This is a genomic window from Micromonospora sp. MP36, assembly GCF_008119785.1.
Taxonomy (GTDB): Bacteria; Actinomycetota; Actinomycetes; order Mycobacteriales; family Micromonosporaceae; genus Micromonospora.
On record NZ_VSFA01000002.1, the window covers coordinates 25,646 to 45,874 of the forward strand.

Below are 20,229 nucleotides of genomic sequence, written 5' to 3' on the forward strand. Positions count from 1 at the left end.
GGGTACCGTCGGTCCCATGCAGCTGACCTGTCCCAAGTGTCATGGCGACATGCGCCAGTACGAGCGCAGCGGAGTGATCATCGACCAGTGCGGCGAGTGCCGGGGGATCTTCCTCGATCGCGGCGAACTCGAGAAGCTGTTCGAGGCCGAGGCGAACTGGAACAAGCAGCACGCCCCGCAGCCGGCCGCCCCCGCCGGCGGCGGCTACACCCCGCCGCCGCCACCGCCGCCCACCGCCGCGCCGCACCAGCCCGGCTACGGCGCCGTCCCGCCGCCCCCTCCGCCGCCCCCCGGCCACGGCTACGCGCAGCCCGCGTACGGCCACGGCCAGCACTACGGCTACCACGGCCACTACCGGCGCAAGAAGCACCACGGCTTCCTCGGCGAGCTCTTCGACTGACCGGCGCGCGGGCGGGCCGGGACTGCCTCCCGGCCCGCCCGGCTGCTGGGCCGAGGTGCCGAGCGGCGTCCCGTGTGCGACCCTCATCCCATGAAGCCCGGCGGGCAGCACATAGCCCTGGCGCAGGCCTACGACGGCATCACTCGGACAGTCGCCGATCTCGACGACGCCGACCTGCAACGACCCACCCGCTGCCGGGGCTGGCTCGTCGCCGACCTGCTCTTCCACGTCCTCTGCGACGCCCAGCGGGCCCTGGTCACGCTCGCCAGCCCGGCCGACGGCCCAGCCGACGTGGACGATGTCAGCTACTGGCGCGCGTTCACCCCGGGTGGCGACGACGAGGCCAGCGTGCGGCACGCCCAGTGGGTCCGCCGCTCGGCCGCCGCGTTCGACCGGCCCAGCGGGGTGGTGCGGCTCTGGCGCGACACCGCCCCCGCCGCCGTCCGCGCGGCCGGCTCCGCGGTACCCATCGCCGAGCCGCACGACTGCGTCACCACGCAGGGGCACGTGCTGCGCGTACCGGATTTCCTCGCCACCCTGACCACGGAGGCGGTCATCCACCACCTCGACATGGTGGTCGAGCTGCCGGACGCGCCCGCACCCGGTGCCGTCGCCGTCGACGTCGCGGTGGCCACCGTGGACGGCCTGCTCAGCGACGACGCGGTCCGGCCGACCGGATGGGACGACCGGGAGTACCTGCTCAAGGCGACCGGCCGTATCCCGCTCACCGACCGCGACCGGCGGGAACTGGGTGAGGTCGCCGGCTGGTTCCCGCTCCTCGGCTGATCTGATCTCCCAGGGGAGTCAGAACGTCGCCGGCAGGCCACCCGCGGGCAGCACCGCCGCGTCGAAACTGGCCACCTCGCTCACCCGCCCATCGGCGAGGGTCAGACGATGGCCATGTCGACGAAGCGGGACAGGTGCAGCTGAGCCGCGACGGTCACCGTGTCGGTGGGGCCGTTCCTGTGTTTGGCCACAATGAAGTCCGCTTCCCCGGCCCGCGGCGACTCCTTGTCGTAGTAGTCGTCGCGATGCAGGAGGATGACCACGTCGGCATCCTGCTCGATTGATCCCGATTCACGCAGGTCGGACAATTGGGGCCGCTTGTCGGTGCGCTGCTCGGGGCCACGGTTCAGCTGACTCACCGCGATCACCGGGCACTCGACCTCCTTGGCCAGCAGCTTGAGGCCACGGGAGAGGTCCGCGACCTCCTGCTGCCGGCTCTCGGTGCGCTTCGGGGAGGTCATCAGCTGGAGGTAATCGACCACGATCAGCTTGAGGTCGTGCTTCTGCTTGAGTCGCCGCGCCTTCGCCCGGATCTCCATCAGGTTCATGCTCGGCGTGTCGTCGACGAAGAGCGGTGCCTCGCTGATCTCGCCCATGCAGCGGGCCAGCTTGGTCCAGTCGTCGTCGGAGAGTTGGCCGCTGCGCAGCACGTGCAGCGGTACGCGCGCCTCGGCCGAGAGGAGTCGCATGACGATCTCGACCTTGCTCATCTCCAGCGAGAAGATCGCCGAGGCTTGGTTGGAGCGAATAGCCGCATTTCGGGCAAAGTCCATACTCGCGGTGCTGTTGTGCGTCGGGATCATGGACCGGCCGGCCAGGTAGAGATGGTCCGGGTTGTCCACCGTGACGCAGCGCACCGGGACGCTCGTTACCGGCCGGACGTCCACGATGAACCGGGCGGTGGTTCGGATGTCCGAGGATGTCCTCCGCCGCGCCGTGTGCGCCGTGCTCTTGCGCGGCAGACGGAAGACAGTGTCGGGCGTGGAGAAGTTGAGGGTGTACGCGGTCGACGAATCCTCCGTACGTCCCCGCACCCGCTTCTCGTTGATCGTGCACCGGTAGCCGAGGCTGACCACCAGTTCCCTGACGCCCTCGATGAGGCGCTTGGAGGTGGACGTGTATTGAAGGTTCCCCGCCGGGGCGACCGTACCGTCGGTGTCCATCAGGCCGGCGAGCAACGCTCGACGCTGCGCCTCCGAGGCTCGGAGGTACTCCTGCGGGATGTGCTTCTCCTGCGCCACGCCGGCCTGCCGAAGCAGCGCCAGGAAGGACCCGTTCCGATCGTGGCACTCAGCGCATCGACGCGTCGCAGGGTTCTCCCGAAGCGCCCGGGTGGAGCAGCCGCAGTCGACACAGGTCCGATCGGGGTTGGCGGTGGGAACGGGCAGCACGACGGTGTAGACCATCGGCCCGCTGGGGCGTACCACGAAGCCGTCCTGCGTGACCAGGTCGACCATCTCCGGGTCGGCGCTGGTGAAGCGGCTCGCTCCGGTGTGCCCGTCGCCGAGCCACACCCCGAGGGTGTACGGCGGAACCACCAGGTCCCGCTCGGGGAGCTGGAGCGGCGCGCAGTTCTCCACCGCGTGGTTCAGTCGACGATCAGCCGTGTCCGTACGCAGGGTTGCAGCAATCTGCGCGGTCGTCACCACACCGTCGTGGCGCGCCCGGGCGCCGTCGTTGACGTGCCGCTCGGCCCGCTCACGGAGGCCGGCCAGAAGCGCGCCGGCCGGATAGCCGGGCGCGGTCCAGTTCCGCACCTTGCCGGCACGGGTAACCGGCCGACTGACCCGGCCGTTGGCCCCCAACTGCCGCGCCACGGTGTGCAGCACGTTGCGGAACTCGGGGCCGACCTGCTCGATGGTCTGCGCGAGCGTGACCAGGCGGTGCGGCTCCGCTCCGGCCGTCGCCGCAGCCGCCCGCACCTTGGCCAGCGACTCCTCCGACCAGTAGTGGCGCAGGCGCGCCTCCGGCTGCCGCCGGCTGGTTCGGGTGGTCGTCTTCCAGAGGTGCTCGGCGTCCGCCACGATGACCGAACCATCGGAGAACTCGACCTCGTAACAGGGTCGGTCGTACATGACGTCGAAGACTGCCGTGATGGTGGTGGGGGTGCCGTCCGCGGCGAGCAACTTGTCTCCGACTGCCACCTCACCCATCGTGGTCCAGCCCTCGGGGGTGGGAAGCGGGGTGTCGAGCGCAAGCGCCTTGCCCAAACCAGGCCGGCCAGCCACGATGATGAGCTGGCCCGGGTGCAGGCCGTTCAACAGCCGGTCGAGGTCGCTGAAGCCGGTCGGTACCCCGGTCATCACGCCGCCCTGGGCGCCCACCGCCTCGATCTCGTCGAGGGTCGGCTGGAGCATGTCGGCCAGGACGGCGAAGTCCTCGCTGACCCGCTTCTCGGTCACCTCGTAGACGGCCTGCTGCGCGAGGTCGACGATGTCGTCGACGTCGCGGCTGCCGCCCTGGCCGGTGCCGTAGCCGAGCTGGACAATCTTGGTGCCGGCCTCGACCAGCCGCCGCAGCACGGCCCGCTCGCCGACGATGCGCGCGTAGTAGGCGGCGTTGGCGGCGGTGGGCACGCTGGCGATCAGCGTGTGCAGGTAGGGCGCGCCGCCGATCCGGGCCAGGTCGCCGGAGTCGGCGAGGGCGGCGGCGACAGTGATCGGATCGGCGGGCTCGCCGCGGCCGTAGATGTCGAGGATGGCGTCGAAGATGGTGGCGTGCACCGGGCGGTAGAAGTCGTTGGACTTCAGAATCTCCACGACGTCCGCGATGGCGTCCTTGGAGAGCAGCATGCCGCCGAGGACGCACTGCTCGGCGGCCACGTCCTGGGGCGGGGTCTTCTCGAACTGTGCGTCCCGCTGCGCGGGCGCGGGCGGCGGCCCCCCGGTCCGCTCCGTCCGCGTGTCGTCGCTGACCGACACGGGTCCCCCCTCGCTGCGTCGGGTCGAGTCCAGCTCTGCCGCCAGGCTCTGACATCTCCGACGACCCTCCGGTCGATCGGGGGCCACCGCCCGGACGGTCGGGGGACCACGATACGGAACCCGAGGTCAGGCCCTCAACCATGCCGGTGGACGAGCCTCGGGACAACCTGTGGACGTTTGGGGACGGACATGTGCGCAGCGTGTGTGCAGGGTGTGGACAAGTGATGGGCAATTCCAGCCCGAACGCCTCTGACCTGCGGTTATGTAATCCACACCCTGTGGACGACAGATTTCCGGTCGAGCCTGCGCGCTGTTCGTCCCGTACCATCTCTGCGAACGGCTACACCTGGACGGCGGATTGCACCTTCGGTTGAGAAGCGCCACGCTCCGGCCGCGAGACACCGGGACGGGGAGGCGGGGAGGGCAGCCCGCGCGAGCGCCAGCCGATCGTCTCGTGGGCCGAGCCCGCCGAGCTACTCCCGGTCGTATCCAGTTCGGCGCGGCGTAGACGCGCCGAACTGGAGTTGTCGGAAGGGACATGCGGAAGGGCCCGCACCGGTCTCCCGGTACGGGCCCTTCCGTCGTGCTGTCTGCGTCAGCTCGGGGTGACGTTCAGGTTAAACTTGGCGGTCACCTCGGGGTGCAGCTTGATGCTCACCGGGTAGGAGCCGGTCGACTTGATGTGACCGGGCAGTTCCAGCCGGCGGCGGTCCAGGCTCGGACCGCCGGCCGCCTTGACGGCCTCGACGACCTCGGCCGGGGTGACCGAGCCGAAGAGCCGGCCGCCGTCGCCGGCGCGGGCCTTCAGGTTGACCTTCAGGCCTTCGATCTGGGCCTTGACCTCGTTGGCGTGGTCGAGGTCGCGGATCTCCCGGGCCGCGCGGGCCCGCTTGATGACCGTGACCTGCTTCTCCGCGCCCTTGGTCCAGGCGATCGCGAAGCCCTGCGGCAGCAGGTAGTTACGGCCGTAGCCGTTCTTCACCTCGACGATGTCGCCCGGAGTGCCGAGGCCGGACACCTCCTGAGTCAGGATGATCTTCATGTCCGCGCCTCCTCTCAGCGGGTCGTGGCCGTGTACGGCAGGAGCGCCATCTCGCGGGCGTTCTTGACCGCACGGGCGATCTGCCGCTGCTGCTGCGAGGTCACGCCGGTCACTCGCCGAGCGCGGATCTTGCCGCGGTCGGAGATGAACTTGCGCAGCAGCGCGGTGTCCTTGTAATCGATGTAGGTGATCCCGTCCTTGTCGAGCGGGTTCACCTTCTTCTTCGGCTTGCGCAGTGCCGCAGCCTTGGCCATTGCTCTTGCTCCTGGTTTGCGATCGCGGGCGCTCGGCGCCATTAGAACGGGGGCTCCTCGTCGAAGTTTCCGCCGCCCGAACCACCGCGCGAGGGAGCCGGGGCAGCCGAGGCCCAGGGGTCGTCGAAGTTGCCTCCGCCGCCCTGGCCACCACCACCACCACCGAAGCCGCCTCCGCCGCCCGAGCGGGACATCTTCTGCACCTTCGCCGTGGCGTAGCGCAGCGATGGGCCGATCTCGTCGACCTCCAGCTCGATGACGGTGCGCTTCTCACCCTCACGGGTCTCGTACGACCGCTGACGCAGCCGGCCGGACACGATCACGCGGGCGCCGCGCTGCAGCGACTCGGCGACGTTCTCGGCGGCCTGCCGCCAGACCGTGCACGAGAGGAACAGCGGCTCGCCGTCCTTCCACTCGCCGGACGCCTTGTCCATGAAGCGGGGCGTCGAGGCGACCCGGAACTTGGCGACCGCCGCCCCGGAGGGGGTGAACCGCAACTCGGGGTCATCGGTCAGGTTGCCGATGACCGTGATGGTGGTGTCTCCTGCCATGACCATCTCCTCGCGCACTCATCTCTGTGCCCTACAGGCTCTCAGAGCCCTCCGACAGCGTCGATGAGGCTTGATCCGGACGTGCCGGGTCTAGATGCTCAGCGCATCTCCGGGCGGATGACCTTGGTGCGCAGCACCGACTCGTTGAGTCGGAGCTGACGGTCCAGCTCAGCCACGGCCTCCGGCGACGCCTGGAGGTCGATGACGGCGTAGATGCCCTCGGCCTTCTTGTTGATCTCGTACGCGAGGCGCCGGCGGCCCCACACGTCGGTCTTCTCCACCGAGCCACCCGCGGTCCGGATCACGTTCAGGTACGTGTCGAGCGACGGGGCGACGGTGCGCTCCTCGAGGCTGGGGTCGAGGATCACCATGACTTCGTAATGACGCAAGACGTGCTCACCTCCTGTGGGCTAAGCGGCCACGGTCCTTCCGTGGCAGGAGGTCGTGCGTCGTGCCCGTGACCGGCAGCGGGGGGACCCGGCCGAGCGCGGACAACCGGACCAGGATACCCGGTCCGGACGATCATGCCCGGGCCGGTCGTACGCGCTGCCCGGACGCGGCGACAGGGGTCCACCGCCGGCGTCGCGTACCGGTGGTGGACCCCTGTCCACAGGGCCGCGGGGCGTCCCGTCCGCATTCCTTGGGTGGGACCTGGGGAGGAACGACCACACCGATGAGGTTGGATCGAAGACGCCCCGCGGAGCTTTATCGTGTTGTCATCTGGTCTGACCATACAACGGCTCTCGTCACCTCTTGGGGGAAATGGAGGAATTTGCCCCACCGACCTGATGTCCGGTCGTCGGGTCTGACGAGTCGGATCCCGCCCCGTCGTGCCGGGCCGCACGGCGGGGCGTCCCGTTTCCGGGGGTCTTCCCTGCACCCGTGCCCGCTGTGGATTCGGGCCCGGGTGCAGGGTCGACCGTCGATCCCACCTGGAAAACGAGTGCCCGGCCGCCGGGTGACGGCCGGCGCGGCGCCGCCCGCGCACGGCGCCGCCCGTACGCGGGCACGCCGCGGTCGCCCCGCACGTCGGGGGCGCGACGTAGGCTGCCCTGCATGCGAATCGGAGCCCACGTCGATCCGACCGACCCGTTGGCCGAGGCGACCGCCCGGGACGCCGACGCCGTCCAGTTCTTCCTCGCCGACCCCCAGGGATGGAAGGCCCCGAAGCCCCGGGAGGACGCCGACCGGCTGCGCGACGCGGGCGTCGACCTCTACGTCCACGCGCCGTACGTCATCAACGTGGCCACCCTGAACAACCGGATCCGCATCCCCAGCCGCAAGCTGCTCCTCGGCCACGCGGCCGCCGCGGCAGCCGTCGGCGCCAAGGGCCTCATCGTGCACGGCGGCCACGTCAACGCCGGCGACGACCTCGCCGTCGGCTTCGACAACTGGCGCAAGACCTTCGCGTACGCCGCGGACTCCGGCGGCTTCCCGCTCCCGGTCCTGATCGAGAACACCGCCGGCGGCGACAATGCCTGTGCCCGGCACCTCGACGCGCTGGCCCGGCTCTGGGACGCGCTCGGCGACTACGAGGTGGGCTTCTGCCTGGACACCTGCCACGCGTACGCCGGGGGCGAGGAGTTGCTCGGGCTGGTGGACCGGGTCAAGGCGATCACCGGCCGGATCGACCTGATCCACGCGAACAACTCCAAGGGCGCCTTCAATTCGGGGCAGGACCGGCACGACAACCTGACCGGCGGCACCATCGACCCTGAGCTGGTGATGGCGGTCATCCGCGCGGCCGGCGCGCCGGTCATCGTGGAGACCCCGGGTGGGACCGAAGGCCAGGCGGCGGACATCGCCTTCCTGCGCGAGCAGTTGGGCAAGGCGGCATGACGACGGAGCAGTCCGACACCACCGACGGCGGTCGCCCCGCCGGGAGTGATCCGCGGCCGTCCGCCGACAGCAGCGACCCGGACGGTCCCGCCGCGGCGGCCCCCGAGCCGGTCGTCCGGCAGTCCGGTGCGGACACCGCCCCCACGGCGGCGAAGGTGGCCGGCGGAAGAGCCGCTACGGCGGCGAAGGAGCCGGTCAACGGAAAGGCCGCCACCTCGACGAAGGACCCGGCCACCATGGACATCAGCGTGGCTGCCGGCTCGCCGGCGGCCACGGACGCGGATGCCGGCCCGGGCCGCTCCGGGTCCAGAGCCGGCACGACGGCCGCGGCCGGGGCTTCGGGGAACGGTCAGCAGACCGACGCGACCGGCACCGGGAAGTCCGCCGAGGGCGGGGCCGACCCGAAGGAGACCGCGAAGTCCGCCGAGGATCCGGTCGGGAAGGCCGATCGCGGCGACACCGCCGCCGACGCGGCCGGGAAGAAGGGCGAGGACAAGTCGGCTACCGCACCGGCGGATCCGTGGTCGGCCTTCGGCCCGGCACCGGACCCGGTGCTCACCCGGCCCCGCCGGGCGGTCCGCGCGGTGGGGCGCTTCCTGATCCACGAGTGGACCCTGGCCACCGTCGCCTCGCTGGTGCTGGCCGTCCTGATGACCTGGCCCACGCTGCGCTACCCGAGCTACACGCTGCCGCAGGACTACTGGGATCCGAGCCTCCAGGCCTGGCAGATGGCCTGGTCCGGGCACATCCTGCTGACCAACCCGGCGCAGCTCTGGCACTCCAACAGCTTCTTCCCCGAGTCGTGGAGCTTCGCCTTCTCCGACACCCTGCTCGGGTACGCCCCGGCCGGCATGCTCGGTCACGGTCCCGAGGCCGCCGTGCTGCGCTACAACATCATGTTCGTGCTGGCGCACGCGCTCGCCACGCTCGGGGCGTACGCGCTGGCCCGGCAGTTGGGCGCCGGCCGGATCGGGGCCGCGGTGGCCGGTGCCGCCTACACGTACGCGCCGTGGCTGCTCGCCCAGGCCGGGCACCTGCACATCCTCTCGAACGGCGGCATCCCGCTGGCGCTGGCGATGCTCGCTCGCGGCCACGGCTGGTCCCTGCGGTACGGCTACCGCCCGCACCGCCGCCACGCCGGCTGGGCGTTCGCCGGCTGGCTGGTGGCGGCGTGGCAGCTCAGCCTGGGCTTCGGCATCGGGCTGCCGTTCGCGTACCTGCTGGCCGGCATCGTGCTGGTCTCGGCCCTGCTCTGGTTCGCCCGGCGCTGGGTGGTCCGGCCGGTGAAGCGCCCGTTCGGGTGGCGACTGATCCTCGCCGACGCGCTCGGCGGGTTGCTCTTCGCCGCGGTGGGCGCGCTGCTGGCGGTGCCGTACTTCACGGTCGCCCAGCAGCACCCGAACGCGGCCCGGACGATCGCCGATATCGAGATCTACTCGCCGCCGGTGAGCGGGTTCTTCACCGCCCCGGCCGAGTCGCGGATCTGGGGTCCGCTGCACGAGGGGGCGCGGGCCGTGCTGCCCTGGCACCCCGAGATGACGCTGCTGCCCGGCTTCGTGCTGTACGCCCTGGCCGCCGGCGGGCTCTTCTTCTCCGTCTGGCGGGTCCGGCACCGGCTCTTCCTGCTCGCCGGGGTGCTGGTGACGATGGCGCTGGCCATGGGCACCCGGTTCTTCGGCGGCCGGTTCAGCTACGTGCCGCTGTTCGACTACCTGCCAGGCTGGAACGGGCTGCGCACCCCGGGCCGGATGATGCTCTGGGCCACGCTCCTGCTCGGCCTGCTCGCGGCGGGCGCGGTCACCGCGTTCTGCGCCCGGGTACGCGAGCTGGCCGCCGAGCGGGTCCCCCCGTGGCCCGGGCCGTGGCTGCGCCTGGCCACCCTGCTGCCCCTGCTGCTGGTGATCGTGGAAGGGCTGAACGTCACCCCGCACCCGGTCGTGCCGGTGCAGCCGGCCGTGATGCGTACGGTCGACGGCCCGCTGCTGGTCCTGCCCAGCAGCCAGAATCTGGACCAGCCGGTGATGCTCTGGTCGACCACCCGGTTCCAGGAGATGGTCAACGGCGGCAGCGGCTTCACCCCGGACAGCCAGGCCCGGGTCCGCGACGCTGTCGTCGGCTTCCCCGACCAGCCCAGCATCGCCTACCTGCGCGAGCTGGGGGTGAAGACCGTGGTCGTGCTGCCCGGGCAGCTCGCCGGTACGCCGTGGGAGGGGCTTCTCGACCGGCCTTCCGACGGGCTGGGGGTGACTCGCTCGGAGGTTGGTGACGCTGTCGTCTTCCGCCTCTGAGCTGTTTGGGGCGCGGCGGGGGTTGCTTGTTCACAGCGGGGGTTGCTTGTTCGTTCGCAGCGGGGGGTTTGCGGGGAGCCCAGCCGGCTCCGGGCGGTCAGGCTTGATCCCTCCGCCGGCTGGGCTCCCCGCAAACCTGACAACGCAGGCCGCCCCTAATTCTTGGACATGGGGGGCGACTCGGGTCGGTTGAGCCTCCGGTTCGGGGGGCCTTCGGGGCGGCTCGATCTGGTTGGGTGCTCCTCCGTCTGTGGGTTAGGCGGTGATGGGTTTGGCGGGATGGTCCGTGGTGGCGGGGCGGTGGCGCCAGCGGAGGTACCAGCGGGCATCTTCGGCACCGTTGAGGACGCCGCCGTCGGGGTCGTCGGCGTAGGTGGCCCGGACCGCGTCCCGCTCGGGGCGCAGGATGTCGCGGATCACCAGGCCGCAGAGCACCGCGACGGTGATGAGGCGCAGGCTGGCGGCCAGCACGAAGACGCCCTCGGGGAAGACCGGCCGGCTGGTGGCCGTGCCGAGCAGCTCGCCGTAGAAGGCGGCGAAGTAGCAGACCTCGGCGATCTGCCAGGCCAGGAACGCCCCCCAGCGCGGTCGGGCGAGCACCGCGAGCGGCAGCAGCCAGAGCACGAACTGCTGCGACCAGACCTTGCTGAAGATCAGGAAGGCGGCGACCACCAGGAAGGCGAGCTGCGCGAGCCGGGGCCGGCGCGGGGCCAACAACGCCAGCGCGGCCACCCCGAGGCAGGCCAGGCCGAACAGCAGGTACGACACCCAGTTGAGGGTGGCGACGTGGGCGTTCAGCCACTCGAAGGGCCCTAGGTCACCGGGTGCGGCCGGGCTCACCTTGCCGTCCAGATACCGGCCGATGTACCAGAGGGTGCCCCAGTCGATCGGCCGGGTGGTGTTCAGCTCGAAGAACCGGCCCCAGCTCTCCCGGTAGGGAATCGCCACCGGCAGGTTCACCAACACCACCGTCACCGCAGCCGTGATGACGGACAGGAGGGCGGCCCAGATCCGGCCGGCGCGGACCGCGAGCACCAGGATCGGCCCGAGGATGAACAGCGGCCACAGCTTCGCCGCACCGCCGAGCCCGAGCAGCACCCCGGCCAGGACGGCCAGCAGGGCGCCGGTCCGGCCAGGGCGGGTGCGCGCCCAGGCCAGCAGCCCGAACGCGGCCAGCCCGACGGCGAGCAGGTCCCAGTTGACGGTGGCGGTGAGCAGCAGGGCGGGCGCGAGCGCGAACATGGCCGCGTCCCACGGTCGTCGTCGGCGCAGACTGAGGATGACCGCGACGGTGGCGACGGCGAGCACGCTGAGCACCAGGGCGTTGAGGTTGTAGAACCACTGCCCCTGGTTGATGCCCGGGTTGTCCACGCCGAGGGCGTGCACCGGCAGCCCCAGCGCACCCATGAAGTAGCCGGTCAGCACCGGGTACTCCACCGGATGGTCGGCGTAGGGCACCTTGCCCTCGTTGAGCCCTTCGGCGTAGTAGAGGGCGAGCACGTCCGTGTAGCACATCCGGGTGTACTGCGTGTTGTTCTGCCAGGCGCCGTCCTGGCAGGGCGACTTCTGCACCCAGTGCAGGGCCAGTGTCAGGCAGGCCAGGGCCAGCACGATCCGGGCGGCGGTCCAGAGTCGCCGCTCCCCGCCCGCCGGCCGGTCCAGGGCGGCGGCGTGGTCGCCCAACGGGCCGCCGATCAGCTCAGAGGCGCCCCGGACGAAGCCGTCCGAGCGGGACGGATGGTCCACGGTCCCGGTGTCGTCGATGCCTGCCGTCGACTGGGTGCTCATGGAGAGGCATCCTGCCGTACGTCGGGCTCCGCGTCCCGCCTCGACCGCAGAATTCCGGTGCTCGGATACGCCGACGGCGGCCGGACCAGTGGTCCAGCCGCCGTCGTGGGCGCTGCGGTCAGTACGTCTGTCTCGGGGGCGTGGTCGGCAGAAGACCACCACCGGTGCCGCCGTTGCCGCCGCCACCCGGACCGCGGGGGTCGGTCGGCCACGTCCCGGTGTTCCCACCGCCATTGTTGCCACCGCCGTTGTTGCCGCCGCCGTTGTTGCCGCCGCCGTTCGGGCAGAACAGGCCGAGCGGGTTGTCGCAGCCCGGCTGGGTCGGCGCCGGGGGTGGCGGCATCTCGCCGTTGCCGGTGTCGTCCTTGCCGACGTTCGCGGCGGGCGGGAAGTCCTTCTTCTCCTTGCCCTTCAGCGCGTCGTTCATGAACCGCTGGAAGATCGCACCGGGCATGCCGGCGCCGCTGATGTTGGCGCCGCCCTTGGTCTTGATCGCCTTCCGGTCCTTGACGTTGCCGACCCAGACGGCGGTGGCGAGCTGCGGCGTGTAACCGATCATCCAGGCGTCACCGTTATCAGTGGTCTTCGCGTTGAGTTCCCAGGTACCGGTCTTCTCGGCGACCTTCCGACCATTGGCGAGCGGACGGTGCGACGACTTGGCCGGGTACTGCTCCAGCACCGAGGTCACGTCGGCGACGATGTCCTTGGGGATCCGCTGCTCACCCTTCTTGCTCGGGCCCGAAAGCAGACGCCACTTGCCGGTCTGATCCTGCCTCTCCACCTTCCTGATGAAGTGCGCCTTGTGATAGACGCCCTGGTTGGCGAAGGTGGCGACGCCGTTGGCGTGGTCCAACACGGTGATCGGGTACTGGCCGTAGCCGATGACGTTGAAGAACGGGTTCGGGGCCAGGTCCTTCGGGTCCGACTTGGTCAGGTCGTACCCCTTCGCCGGGTTGGTGTCGGTACGCCACATGGTCGTGACGCCGGCCCGCTTGGCCATGTCGAGGACCTTGTCCGCGCCGATCTTCTCGGTGATGTAGTAGAACGGCACGTTCAGCGACTTCAGTGTCGAGAGTTCGAGCGTGCAGGAGTCGCCGCAGGAGACCTTGTCGGCGCCGGCGTTACTGACCTTGAACTCCACCCCGTCCGGGGTGAACGCCGTGCCCTTCCACCGCGACTTGATGGAGATGCCCTCCTTGAGGGCCGCCGCGAGGGTGTAGATCTTGAAGCTCGATCCCGGCGAGTGGCCGCCGCTGACCGCGCCGCTGTCATCGTAGTTCTTGCCGGCGTAGTCGGTGCCCGTGCCGTCGTCACCGCCGTAGTAGGCGCGCACCTCGCCGCTCTGCGGGTCGATGGACACCACTGCCGCCATCAGGTTCGTCGGCTGGCCGTCGAGCTCCGATCCCTTCGACTTGCGCTGGGCCGCCTCGAGCGCCGCCGCCTGCATCTTCTTGTCGATGGTCGTCGTGATCCGGTAGCCGCCCTTCTGCAACGCCTGGCTGCAGAGCGGCTTCTCCAGGGTGGCCGCGGCCTCGTCGTCGGTGCAGAGCTTGAGGTCCCGCAGCTCACTCTTGACGTAGTTGACGATGTTGCCGTTCGGGGTCTTGCCCACGTTGGTCAACCCACTGGCGTTCTTCGGCTTCGGCTTCAACGCCTTGAGCGGGTACTCAGTGGGATGCGGCTGCTTGCCGGCCGCGTCGAGCCACCCCTCGGTGATCATGCCCTGGATGACGTAGTCCCACCGGTCCTTCGCGGCCTGCAGGTTGTCGGCCGGGTCGTAGCCCCGGTGGGTGGCGCTCGGCTCGGGCTGCTTGATCAGCGCGGCAAGCACCGCCGCCTCCGCCACGGTCAGCTTCGACACGTCCTTGCCGAAGTAGGTCTGCGCCGCCGCCTGGATGCCATACGCGCCCCGGCCGAAGTAGATCACGTTCAGGTAGTGCTGCATGATCTCCGGCTTGGAGTACCGGTCGTTCAGCTTGGAGGCGAGGATCGCCTCCTTCACCTTGCGCGCGTACGTGTCCTGGTTGAGGTTGTCGAACGCATTGCGGGCGTACTGCTGGGTGATGGTCGAGGCACCCTGCTTGTCGCCGCCGGTGAGGTTGTTCCAGGCGGCCCGCGCGATGCCCTTGTAGTCCACGCCGGAGTGCCGGTAGAAGTTCCGGTCCTCGGCCGCGGCCACCGCGTTCTGTACGTACTCCGGAACGTCCTTGATGTTGACGAAGGTGCGGTTCTCCGCACCGACCCGGGCGATCAGGTCGCCGTTGCTGTATTGGATCGTGGTGGACAACGGCGGGGGCGTGTCCTGGGGCAGGATCACGTTCTGCGAGTAGTAGGTGAAGCCGACGACGCCGATGCCGGCGAGCATGATGAAGACGGCGAAGCCGGCGATCAGCATGTTGATCCGCCGGCGCTTCTTCGCCCGGGCCCGCGCGCCCGGGTCGTCGCCGCCCCGACCGCCTCGTCCGGGCCCGGTCGGGCCGCCCGGTCCTCCCGGACCGCCGCCCGCCATGCCGGGCACACCGGCGCGGGCCACCGTGGCCCGGCCTCCGACGGCCGCCGAGCCGACGCTCGCCCGGCCGGCCGTACCCACGCTGGCCGCGCCGACAGAGGCGCGTCCCGCTGGACCAGCGGGGGACACCGGCACGGAGGCGCGGCCGGCACCGGCCCGGCCGGAGGCTCCACCCGGGGCCGGCGAGACCGGCACCGAGGCGCGGCCCGCGCCGGCCCGGCCCACCGAGGCCGAGCCAGCGGCGCCACGCGGCGTTGGGGCGACGCCGCCGACCGAGGCGCGCCCGCCGGACGCGGAGCCCCGGGGCGTCACCGAGGCTCGGGCCGAGGCACCGCCTTCCGACCCGGATGACCAGCCGTTCCCGTGTGCGCTCCCGCCGTAGTCGGCGTCACCGCTCGGGCCCGGGATCTGGGCCCGCCCACGCGAAGAACTGGAATCGCCGTAGTTCATTCCTCACACCCTGCCGGTCGCGGTGGGGCACGAACGCGCCGCCACCCGGTTGCCGTGAGCTGGAACACGAGACGCTACACCCCGGGCGTGCCGGGGCGCAGTCGTCGAATCCGACCTAATCGGACCAATTAGACCTAAAAGCTGTCGGTCGCCCTGCCCGGGGATCGGGCCGGGTGCGACCTGACCAGCCAGGTTCACCGTTGCGCCTCTCGCCTTCGACGAGGAGTGGAGCCGGTCGACGCGGCCGAGCCGCGCACCGCCTCCTGCTCCGAACCGTCCTCCGTGCCGCCGGCCAGCCCGTCCCGGCCGAGCAGGAACTGCTCGACGAGATGGTTCCAGTCGCAGCCGGGGCAGACCTCCACCACGAAGACCTGGAACTCACGCAGCGTCATCGCCAGGAGCGACAACTCGGCCCGGTTGCGTGCCTGGCCGGCGGACTGCTTGAGCTCGTCTCCGTAAATGTAATGGACGTGAATGAGGTTCTCGCGGCGGCAGATCGGGCAGCGCTCATCGGTGGGCTCGCCATGGAACCGGGCGGCGTTTTTCAGGTACGGCGAGGCATCGCAGACGTCATACGTGCCGATCCGGTTGGCGAGGAGGTCACGCAGCACCGCTCGCTTCCGGAGCGAGTAGTCGACGACCTGGCGCTGCGTACGCATGCGGCAAAGGGTACGCGACACCGCCGGGCGAGGCGACCACCGTCACGATCCGTGACGGCAGCACCGCGTAAACGAGGGTTTGCCCTGATCATGCGTCTCCGCTAACGTGCGATGTATCGGTCCGATACATCGCGGCGGTTACGACTCCGCGCCGGGGGTAAGAAGGGGTGGCCCATGCTCGAGCTAGCCATCCTCGGCCTCCTGCAGGAGGCTCCAATGCACGGCTATGAGCTGCGCAAGGAGTTGGCCGCCAAGCTCGGCGCCATCCGGGCGGCGATCAGCTACGGCTCGCTCTACCCGACCCTGCGCCGGCTGCAGGCGGCGGGCTGGATCACCGAAGCCGCCGAGACACCCGCGACCGCCGAGGAGGTTCCCGCGCTGACCAGCCGACGTGGTCGGGTGGTCTACACCATTACGGCGGAGGGCAAGGAACGCTTTGCCCAGCTCATAGCGCAGGCTGGACCCGAGACGTACGACGACACGGGCTTCGGCGTGCACTTCGCGTTCTTCGCCCGGACCGACCAGGCCACCCGGCTCCGGATCCTGGAAGGTCGTCGTCGCAGGATCGAGGAGCGTCGCGAAGGCCTTCGTGACGTGCTCGGCCGGGCAGCCGAGCGACTCGACGCCTACACCCTGGAGCTGCAGCGTCACGGCCTGGAGGCCTGTGAGCGCGAGGTCCGCTGGCTGGAGGAGCTCATCGCCAACGAGCGCTCCGGCCGAGCCCCGACGGTCCCGCAACCCGGGACGGCCGGCGGCCGACGAGAAAACGACAGCCCGCCCCCGCCTGGAGAGTCCAGGAAAGAGCGGCCGTGATGAAAGAAGAAGGAGGCAGACGCTATGGGCTCCGTCCGCGTCGCCATCGTCGGCGTGGGTAACTGCGCCTCGTCCCTCGTGCAGGGCGTGGAGTACTACCGCAACGCCGACCCGACCGACCGCGTCCCGGGTCTCATGCACGTCACCTTCGGCGACTACCACGTCTCCGACGTGAAGTTCGTCGCGGCGTTCGACGTGGACGCCAAGAAGGTGGGCATGGACCTCGCCGAGGCGATCGTCGCCAGCGAGAACAACACCATCAAGCTGTGTGACGTGGCGCCGACCGGCGTGACCGTGCAGCGTGGCCCGACCTTCGACGGTCTCGGCCAGTACTACCGGGAGATCATCGAGGAGTCGGACGCCGAGCCGGTCGACGTGGCCCAGGCGCTGCGCGACGCGCAGGTCGACGTGGTCGTCTCCTACCTGCCGGTGGGCTCCGAGGAGGCCGACAAGTTCTACGCCCAGGCCGCGATCGACGCGGGCTGCGCGTTCGTGAACGCCCTGCCGGTCTTCATCGCCTCCGACCCGGTGTGGGCGAAGAAGTTCTCCGACGCCGGCCTGCCGATCGTCGGCGACGACATCAAGAGCCAGGTGGGTGCCACCATCGTGCACCGCGCCCTGGCCAAGCTGTTCGAGGACCGCGGGGTCGAGCTGCTGCGCACGTACCAGCTCAACTTCGGCGGCAACATGGACTTCATGAACATGCTGGAGCGCAACCGCCTGGTCTCGAAGAAGATCTCGAAGACCCAGTCGGTGACCTCCCAGATCCCGCACGAGATGGCCAAGAGCGACGTGCACATCGGCCCGTCGGACCACGTGCCGTGGCTCGACGACCGCAAGTGGGCGTACATCCGCCTGGAGGGCCGCTCCTTCGGTGACGCCCCGCTCAACGCCGAGCTCAAGCTCGAGGTGTGGGACTCGCCGAACTCGGCCGGTGTCATCATCGACGCCGTCCGGGCCGCGAAGATCGCGCTGGACCGGAAGATCGGTGGCCCGATCCTCTCCGCCTCCTCGTACTTCATGAAGTCCCCGCCGAAGCAGTACGCCGACCACGAGGCGCACGCCGCCGTCGAGGCGTTCATCAAGGGCGAGGTCGAGCGCTGACGCGCTGAACCACCGCACCGTCGAGGGCCGGGTCCGCACGGACCCGGCCCTCCGCGCGTCCCGGCCCACCGGCCGGGGGTACGTCAGGACCAGGCGCGTCGCAGCGCCACGCCCGCCTCCAGCTCCAGCAGGGTCACCTTGCGCGGCAGGCCGCCGCCGAAGCCGACCAACTTGCCGCCCGCGCCGACGATCCGGTGACAGGGCACGATCACCGGAACCGGGTTGCGGTTGCAGGCCACCCCGACCGCGCGGGCCCCGCCCGGGTCCCCGACCGCCTTCGCCACCTCGCCGTAGGTCCGCGTCTCCCCATACGGGATGAGGGTCATCTCCCGCCACACCGCGCGCTCGAACTCCGACCCCCGGGGTGCCACCACCGGCACGGTGAACTCGATCAGCTCACCGGCGAAGTACGCGCGCAGCTCGGCCAGCGCCCGAGCGGCCAACTCGTCGCCGGGCCGGTCGGTCGCCGACTCCACCCGGCCGAAGTGCGCCCCGCGGACGGCCTCGCCGTCGGTGGCGACGGAGAACTCCCCGATCGGTGAGTCGAGCACGGTCCAACGCATGCCCCCCATTCTGTCGCCCGGTCGGGCAAAGTTCTCCGCACCCCGTGCGTCTGAGGTACGGAGGTGGGCGGTGGCCGAGGTGACCGACGGGGAGTTCACCGCGTTCGTCAACGAACGGGGGGCCGCCCTGCTGCGCGTCGCGTACGCGCTCGCCGGGAACCAGCACGCGGCGGAGGACCTGCTGCAGAACGCGCTGGCCAAGGCGTACGCGCGCTGGCCGCGGATCCGGGGCGACGCCGAGCCGTACGTGAAAAGGATCCTCTACCACGACCAGGTCTCCGGCTGGCGGCGCCGCTCGCGGCGCTCCGAGGTCCCGGTCGCGGAGCTGCCGGAGCGGGCCGCGGTGGGCGACAGCGGCGACGACACCGACCTGCGGCTGCTGCTGCGGGACGCGCTGCGGGCGCTGCCACCCCGGCAGCGGGCCGTGCTGACCCTGCGCTACCTGGAAGACCTCAGCGTCGAGCAGACCGCGGCGCTCCTCGGCTGCCGGGCCGGCACGGTGGCCAGCCAGTCCGCCAAGGCGCTGGCCCGGCTGCGCCAACTGGTGCCGGGGCTGGACGAGCTACCGAGCCGTACGGAGGTGACGCGATGAGCCGGGCCCTGGACGCGACGCTGCGGGCGGTCGTGCACGACCTCGCCGACGGGGTACGGCCGTCGCCCGACCTGGCCGCCGCGGCGCTGCGCCGGGGTCGCCGGCTGCGTCGCCGGGGGCGGGCCACCGCGGCCGGGGCGGCCCTGCTGGCGGTCGTCGCCGTGACGCTGCCGTTCGTGCTGCTCCGGCCGGAACCGGCCGCGCGACCCGCGGGGCCACCCGCCACGCCGCCCGTGACGGCCACCCCGTCACCACCGATCCGACCCACCCCCGGCCCGGACTGGGTGACGAAGCCGCTGGTGCTGCCCGGCGACTGGGTGGTCACCCGGGCGGGCACCCGAGCTGGTTCGGGCAAGGGATTTCTCCTCGACCGGGGCCGCGGGCGGTACCTCCAGACCGACCGCTACGACGGGATCTTCCCCGCGCCGACCGGTTCCCTGGTCGCCGTCACCGAGAAGGACCGGCCCCGCGACGTGGGCCTGGTCGACCTGGTGAGCGGCAAGACCCGGTGGTACGAGGTGGGCCGGGCGCTGGCCGGCCTGCAGTGGTCGCCGGACGGCCGGCGACTGCTGTTCACCACCAGGCAGGTCGACCACTTCGGTTTCATCGTGCTGGAGACGGACGGCACCAAACAGGCCCACGTGACTGGCTGGCTGGGCTGTACCAACTTCTGCGAATTCACCTGGTTGCGGAACGGCCGGGAGGTGGGGCTGACCCTGACCGCCCGCCGGGCGCCGGAGAGCGCGCCGCGGGATCTCGCGAAGGGCGTACAGGTCTTCTCGGCCGACGACGGCCGCCCCACCCGCTTCGTCACCATGCCGGGCGCGCCGGTCGGCCCGGATGCCTGGTCACCGGACGGGAAGCTCGTGGTCGTCCAAGGGCAGGACGCACCGCTGCTGGTCGAAACCGCGACCGGCCGGGTGGTGAATCCGCTGCCGTCCGCCGACGTGGCCTGGGTCTCCGCCGACCGGCTGCTCTACCGGCGGCCGAACGGATCGCGGGACTTCGTGCTCGCCGACCCCACCGGCCGGGAGCTGGTCCGTCAACCACTGCCGAAACAGCTGGTCGATCTTGAGCTGACCGTTGCGCCGAGCTGAGCGTTCGGACAGCCGACGACCTTGCGCGGCATCGATACCGTGCAGGTCGTGGCCACGGGGACGCTCATCTTCCTGATCATCGGTGGAGTCGGGGTCGGCGTGCTGGCGCTCGCCCTGCTCGGCACCGAGCTGTTCACCTTCGGCCATCCGGACGTCGACGGTCCGGTGTCGCTGGAGGCGGTCGCCGGGTTCATCGGCGCGTTCGGCTTCGGCGCCGCCATCGTCAACGAGTTGCTCGGCGGGCGTACCCCCGGGATGATCGCGGCGGCGGTGGGCGGCGGCGTGTTCGCCGCCGTGCCCACCGGGTGGCTGGCGGCCCGGCTCAGCCGCGCGGCCCGGAACATGCGCACGGACCCCACGCCGACCCGGGACCACCTGGTCGGCGCGATCGGCCTGGTGGTGACCCCGGTCCCCGCCGGCGGCTACGGCGAGGTCCGGGTACGCCTCGCCGGCCAACCGGTCAAGCTCAACGCCCGCGCCGACCAGCCACTCCCGGTCGGCGCCCGGATCTTCGTGGTCGAGGCGCTGAGCGAGACCAGCGTGCACGTCGAGACCTACTAAACCCCCATCGCA

18 protein-coding genes are annotated in these 20,229 nt (G+C 70.8%); 9 read left to right on the forward strand and 9 right to left on the reverse strand.

All coding sequences use genetic code 11. From position 1 onward, the window contains the following. Positions 1 to 16 precede the first annotated feature (16 nt). Complete coding sequence (locus FXF52_RS03235) at positions 17 to 400, forward strand: zf-TFIIB domain-containing protein (RefSeq protein ID WP_148793739.1); 384 nt, start codon at positions 17 to 19, stop codon at positions 398 to 400. A gap of 90 nt (positions 401 to 490) precedes the next feature. Further along, complete coding sequence (locus FXF52_RS03240; RefSeq protein ID WP_148793740.1) at positions 491 to 1,186, forward strand: maleylpyruvate isomerase N-terminal domain-containing protein; 696 nt, start codon at positions 491 to 493, stop codon at positions 1,184 to 1,186. A gap of 101 nt (positions 1,187 to 1,287) precedes the next feature. On the opposite strand, the gene dnaB is transcribed toward FXF52_RS03240, so the two are convergent. From dnaB to rpsF, 5 genes are all read right to left on the reverse strand, one after another. After that, the gene (gene dnaB / locus FXF52_RS03245) at positions 1,288 to 4,107 is read right to left on the reverse strand and encodes a replicative DNA helicase (protein WP_148793741.1); all 2,820 of its coding nucleotides are present in this window, start codon (positions 4,105 to 4,107) and stop codon (positions 1,288 to 1,290) included. A 595-nt stretch (positions 4,108 to 4,702) separates the two neighbouring features. After that, positions 4,703 to 5,149: a 50S ribosomal protein L9 gene (rplI, locus tag FXF52_RS03250; RefSeq protein WP_148793742.1), complete on the reverse strand. Its 447-nt coding sequence runs from the start codon at positions 5,147 to 5,149 to the stop codon at positions 4,703 to 4,705. 14 nt (positions 5,150 to 5,163) lie between these two features. Next, positions 5,164 to 5,403, reverse strand: a complete 240-nt coding sequence (gene rpsR, locus FXF52_RS03255) for a 30S ribosomal protein S18 (protein WP_013289355.1) — start codon at positions 5,401 to 5,403, stop codon at positions 5,164 to 5,166. Positions 5,404 to 5,444: 41 nt separating this feature from the next. Then, on the reverse strand, positions 5,445 to 5,972 hold the full coding sequence (locus FXF52_RS03260) for a single-stranded DNA-binding protein (RefSeq protein WP_187413307.1): 528 nt from the start codon (positions 5,970 to 5,972) through the stop codon (positions 5,445 to 5,447). Between the two features lie 80 nt (positions 5,973 to 6,052). Further along, positions 6,053 to 6,343 (reverse strand): 30S ribosomal protein S6, encoded by a 291-nt coding sequence (gene rpsF, locus FXF52_RS03265; protein WP_046563719.1) that lies wholly within the window; start codon positions 6,341 to 6,343, stop codon positions 6,053 to 6,055. A gap of 667 nt (positions 6,344 to 7,010) precedes the next feature. On the opposite strand from rpsF, the gene FXF52_RS03270 reads away from it, so the two are divergent. Both FXF52_RS03270 and FXF52_RS03275 read left to right on the forward strand, forming a co-directional pair. Beyond that, positions 7,011 to 7,793: a deoxyribonuclease IV gene (locus FXF52_RS03270; protein ID WP_148793744.1), complete on the forward strand. Its 783-nt coding sequence runs from the start codon at positions 7,011 to 7,013 to the stop codon at positions 7,791 to 7,793. Positions 7,794 to 8,029: 236 nt separating this feature from the next. Beyond that, the gene (locus FXF52_RS03275) at positions 8,030 to 10,081 is read left to right on the forward strand and encodes a hypothetical protein (RefSeq protein WP_255471739.1); all 2,052 of its coding nucleotides are present in this window, start codon (positions 8,030 to 8,032) and stop codon (positions 10,079 to 10,081) included. Positions 10,082 to 10,336: 255 nt separating this feature from the next. Here the strand turns inward: FXF52_RS03275 and FXF52_RS03280 are convergent, their stop codons facing one another. From FXF52_RS03280 to FXF52_RS03290, 3 genes are all read right to left on the reverse strand, one after another. Continuing rightward, the gene (locus FXF52_RS03280) at positions 10,337 to 11,869 is read right to left on the reverse strand and encodes a glycosyltransferase family 87 protein (RefSeq protein ID WP_148793745.1); all 1,533 of its coding nucleotides are present in this window, start codon (positions 11,867 to 11,869) and stop codon (positions 10,337 to 10,339) included. A 118-nt stretch (positions 11,870 to 11,987) separates the two neighbouring features. Then, on the reverse strand, positions 11,988 to 14,828 hold the full coding sequence (locus tag FXF52_RS03285) for a transglycosylase domain-containing protein (RefSeq protein WP_148793746.1): 2,841 nt from the start codon (positions 14,826 to 14,828) through the stop codon (positions 11,988 to 11,990). A gap of 194 nt (positions 14,829 to 15,022) precedes the next feature. Next, positions 15,023 to 15,487 carry a DUF5318 domain-containing protein gene (locus FXF52_RS03290; protein WP_148793747.1) on the reverse strand — a complete coding sequence of 155 codons (465 nt, stop codon included), beginning with the start codon at positions 15,485 to 15,487 and terminating at the stop codon, positions 15,023 to 15,025. Positions 15,488 to 15,661: 174 nt separating this feature from the next. Between FXF52_RS03290 and FXF52_RS03295 the strand changes: the two genes are divergently transcribed. After that, positions 15,662 to 16,300, forward strand: a complete 639-nt coding sequence (locus tag FXF52_RS03295; protein ID WP_148793748.1) for a PadR family transcriptional regulator — start codon at positions 15,662 to 15,664, stop codon at positions 16,298 to 16,300. Positions 16,301 to 16,324: 24 nt separating this feature from the next. After that, on the forward strand, positions 16,325 to 17,404 hold the full coding sequence (locus FXF52_RS03300) for an inositol-3-phosphate synthase (protein WP_148793749.1): 1,080 nt from the start codon (positions 16,325 to 16,327) through the stop codon (positions 17,402 to 17,404). 83 nt (positions 17,405 to 17,487) lie between these two features. Here FXF52_RS03300 and FXF52_RS03305 read toward each other — a convergent pair whose 3' ends face one another. Then, positions 17,488 to 17,967: a methylated-DNA--[protein]-cysteine S-methyltransferase gene (locus FXF52_RS03305; protein ID WP_148793750.1), complete on the reverse strand. Its 480-nt coding sequence runs from the start codon at positions 17,965 to 17,967 to the stop codon at positions 17,488 to 17,490. Between the two features lie 70 nt (positions 17,968 to 18,037). Here FXF52_RS03305 and FXF52_RS03310 point away from each other — a divergent pair, with 70 nt between their 5' ends. Genes FXF52_RS03310 through FXF52_RS03320 form a run of 3 tightly spaced genes read left to right on the forward strand, consistent with a single transcriptional unit; the run spans position 18,038 to position 20,217 of the window. Next, on the forward strand, positions 18,038 to 18,559 hold the full coding sequence (locus FXF52_RS03310; RefSeq protein ID WP_148793751.1) for a SigE family RNA polymerase sigma factor: 522 nt from the start codon (positions 18,038 to 18,040) through the stop codon (positions 18,557 to 18,559). Continuing rightward, positions 18,556 to 19,656 carry a PD40 domain-containing protein gene (locus FXF52_RS03315; RefSeq protein WP_148793752.1) on the forward strand — a complete coding sequence of 367 codons (1,101 nt, stop codon included), beginning with the start codon at positions 18,556 to 18,558 and terminating at the stop codon, positions 19,654 to 19,656. The genes FXF52_RS03310 and FXF52_RS03315 overlap by 4 nt, the downstream gene beginning before the upstream one ends. Before the next feature lie 39 nt (positions 19,657 to 19,695). Continuing rightward, positions 19,696 to 20,217, forward strand: coding sequence for an NfeD family protein (locus FXF52_RS03320; RefSeq protein WP_255471740.1), 522 nt, complete (start codon positions 19,696 to 19,698; stop codon positions 20,215 to 20,217). Positions 20,218 to 20,229: the final 12 nt, after the last annotated feature.

What these genes read in the sequence shown, in the direction of transcription:
- FXF52_RS03295 (WP_148793748.1), top strand. Translation starts at nt 15,662, where the DNA reads ATGCTCGAGCTAGCCATCCTCGGCCTCCTGCAGGAGGCTCCAATGCAC.
- FXF52_RS03240 (WP_148793740.1), top strand. Translation starts at nt 491, where the DNA reads ATGAAGCCCGGCGGGCAGCACATAGCCCTGGCGCAGGCCTACGACGGC.
- FXF52_RS03315 (WP_148793752.1), top strand. Translation starts at nt 18,556, where the DNA reads ATGAGCCGGGCCCTGGACGCGACGCTGCGGGCGGTCGTGCACGACCTC.
- FXF52_RS03270 (WP_148793744.1), top strand. Translation starts at nt 7,011, where the DNA reads ATGCGAATCGGAGCCCACGTCGATCCGACCGACCCGTTGGCCGAGGCG.
- FXF52_RS03280 (WP_148793745.1), bottom strand. Translation starts at nt 11,869, where the DNA reads ATGAGCACCCAGTCGACGGCAGGCATCGACGACACCGGGACCGTGGAC.
- FXF52_RS03290 (WP_148793747.1), bottom strand. Translation starts at nt 15,487, where the DNA reads ATGCGTACGCAGCGCCAGGTCGTCGACTACTCGCTCCGGAAGCGAGCG.
- rplI (WP_148793742.1), bottom strand. Translation starts at nt 5,149, where the DNA reads ATGAAGATCATCCTGACTCAGGAGGTGTCCGGCCTCGGCACTCCGGGC.
- rpsR (WP_013289355.1), bottom strand. Translation starts at nt 5,403, where the DNA reads ATGGCCAAGGCTGCGGCACTGCGCAAGCCGAAGAAGAAGGTGAACCCG.
- FXF52_RS03275 (WP_255471739.1), top strand. Translation starts at nt 8,030, where the DNA reads ATGGACATCAGCGTGGCTGCCGGCTCGCCGGCGGCCACGGACGCGGAT.
- FXF52_RS03300 (WP_148793749.1), top strand. Translation starts at nt 16,325, where the DNA reads ATGGGCTCCGTCCGCGTCGCCATCGTCGGCGTGGGTAACTGCGCCTCG.
- FXF52_RS03305 (WP_148793750.1), bottom strand. Translation starts at nt 17,967, where the DNA reads ATGCGTTGGACCGTGCTCGACTCACCGATCGGGGAGTTCTCCGTCGCC.
- FXF52_RS03285 (WP_148793746.1), bottom strand. Translation starts at nt 14,828, where the DNA reads ATGAACTACGGCGATTCCAGTTCTTCGCGTGGGCGGGCCCAGATCCCG.
- FXF52_RS03235 (WP_148793739.1), top strand. Translation starts at nt 17, where the DNA reads ATGCAGCTGACCTGTCCCAAGTGTCATGGCGACATGCGCCAGTACGAG.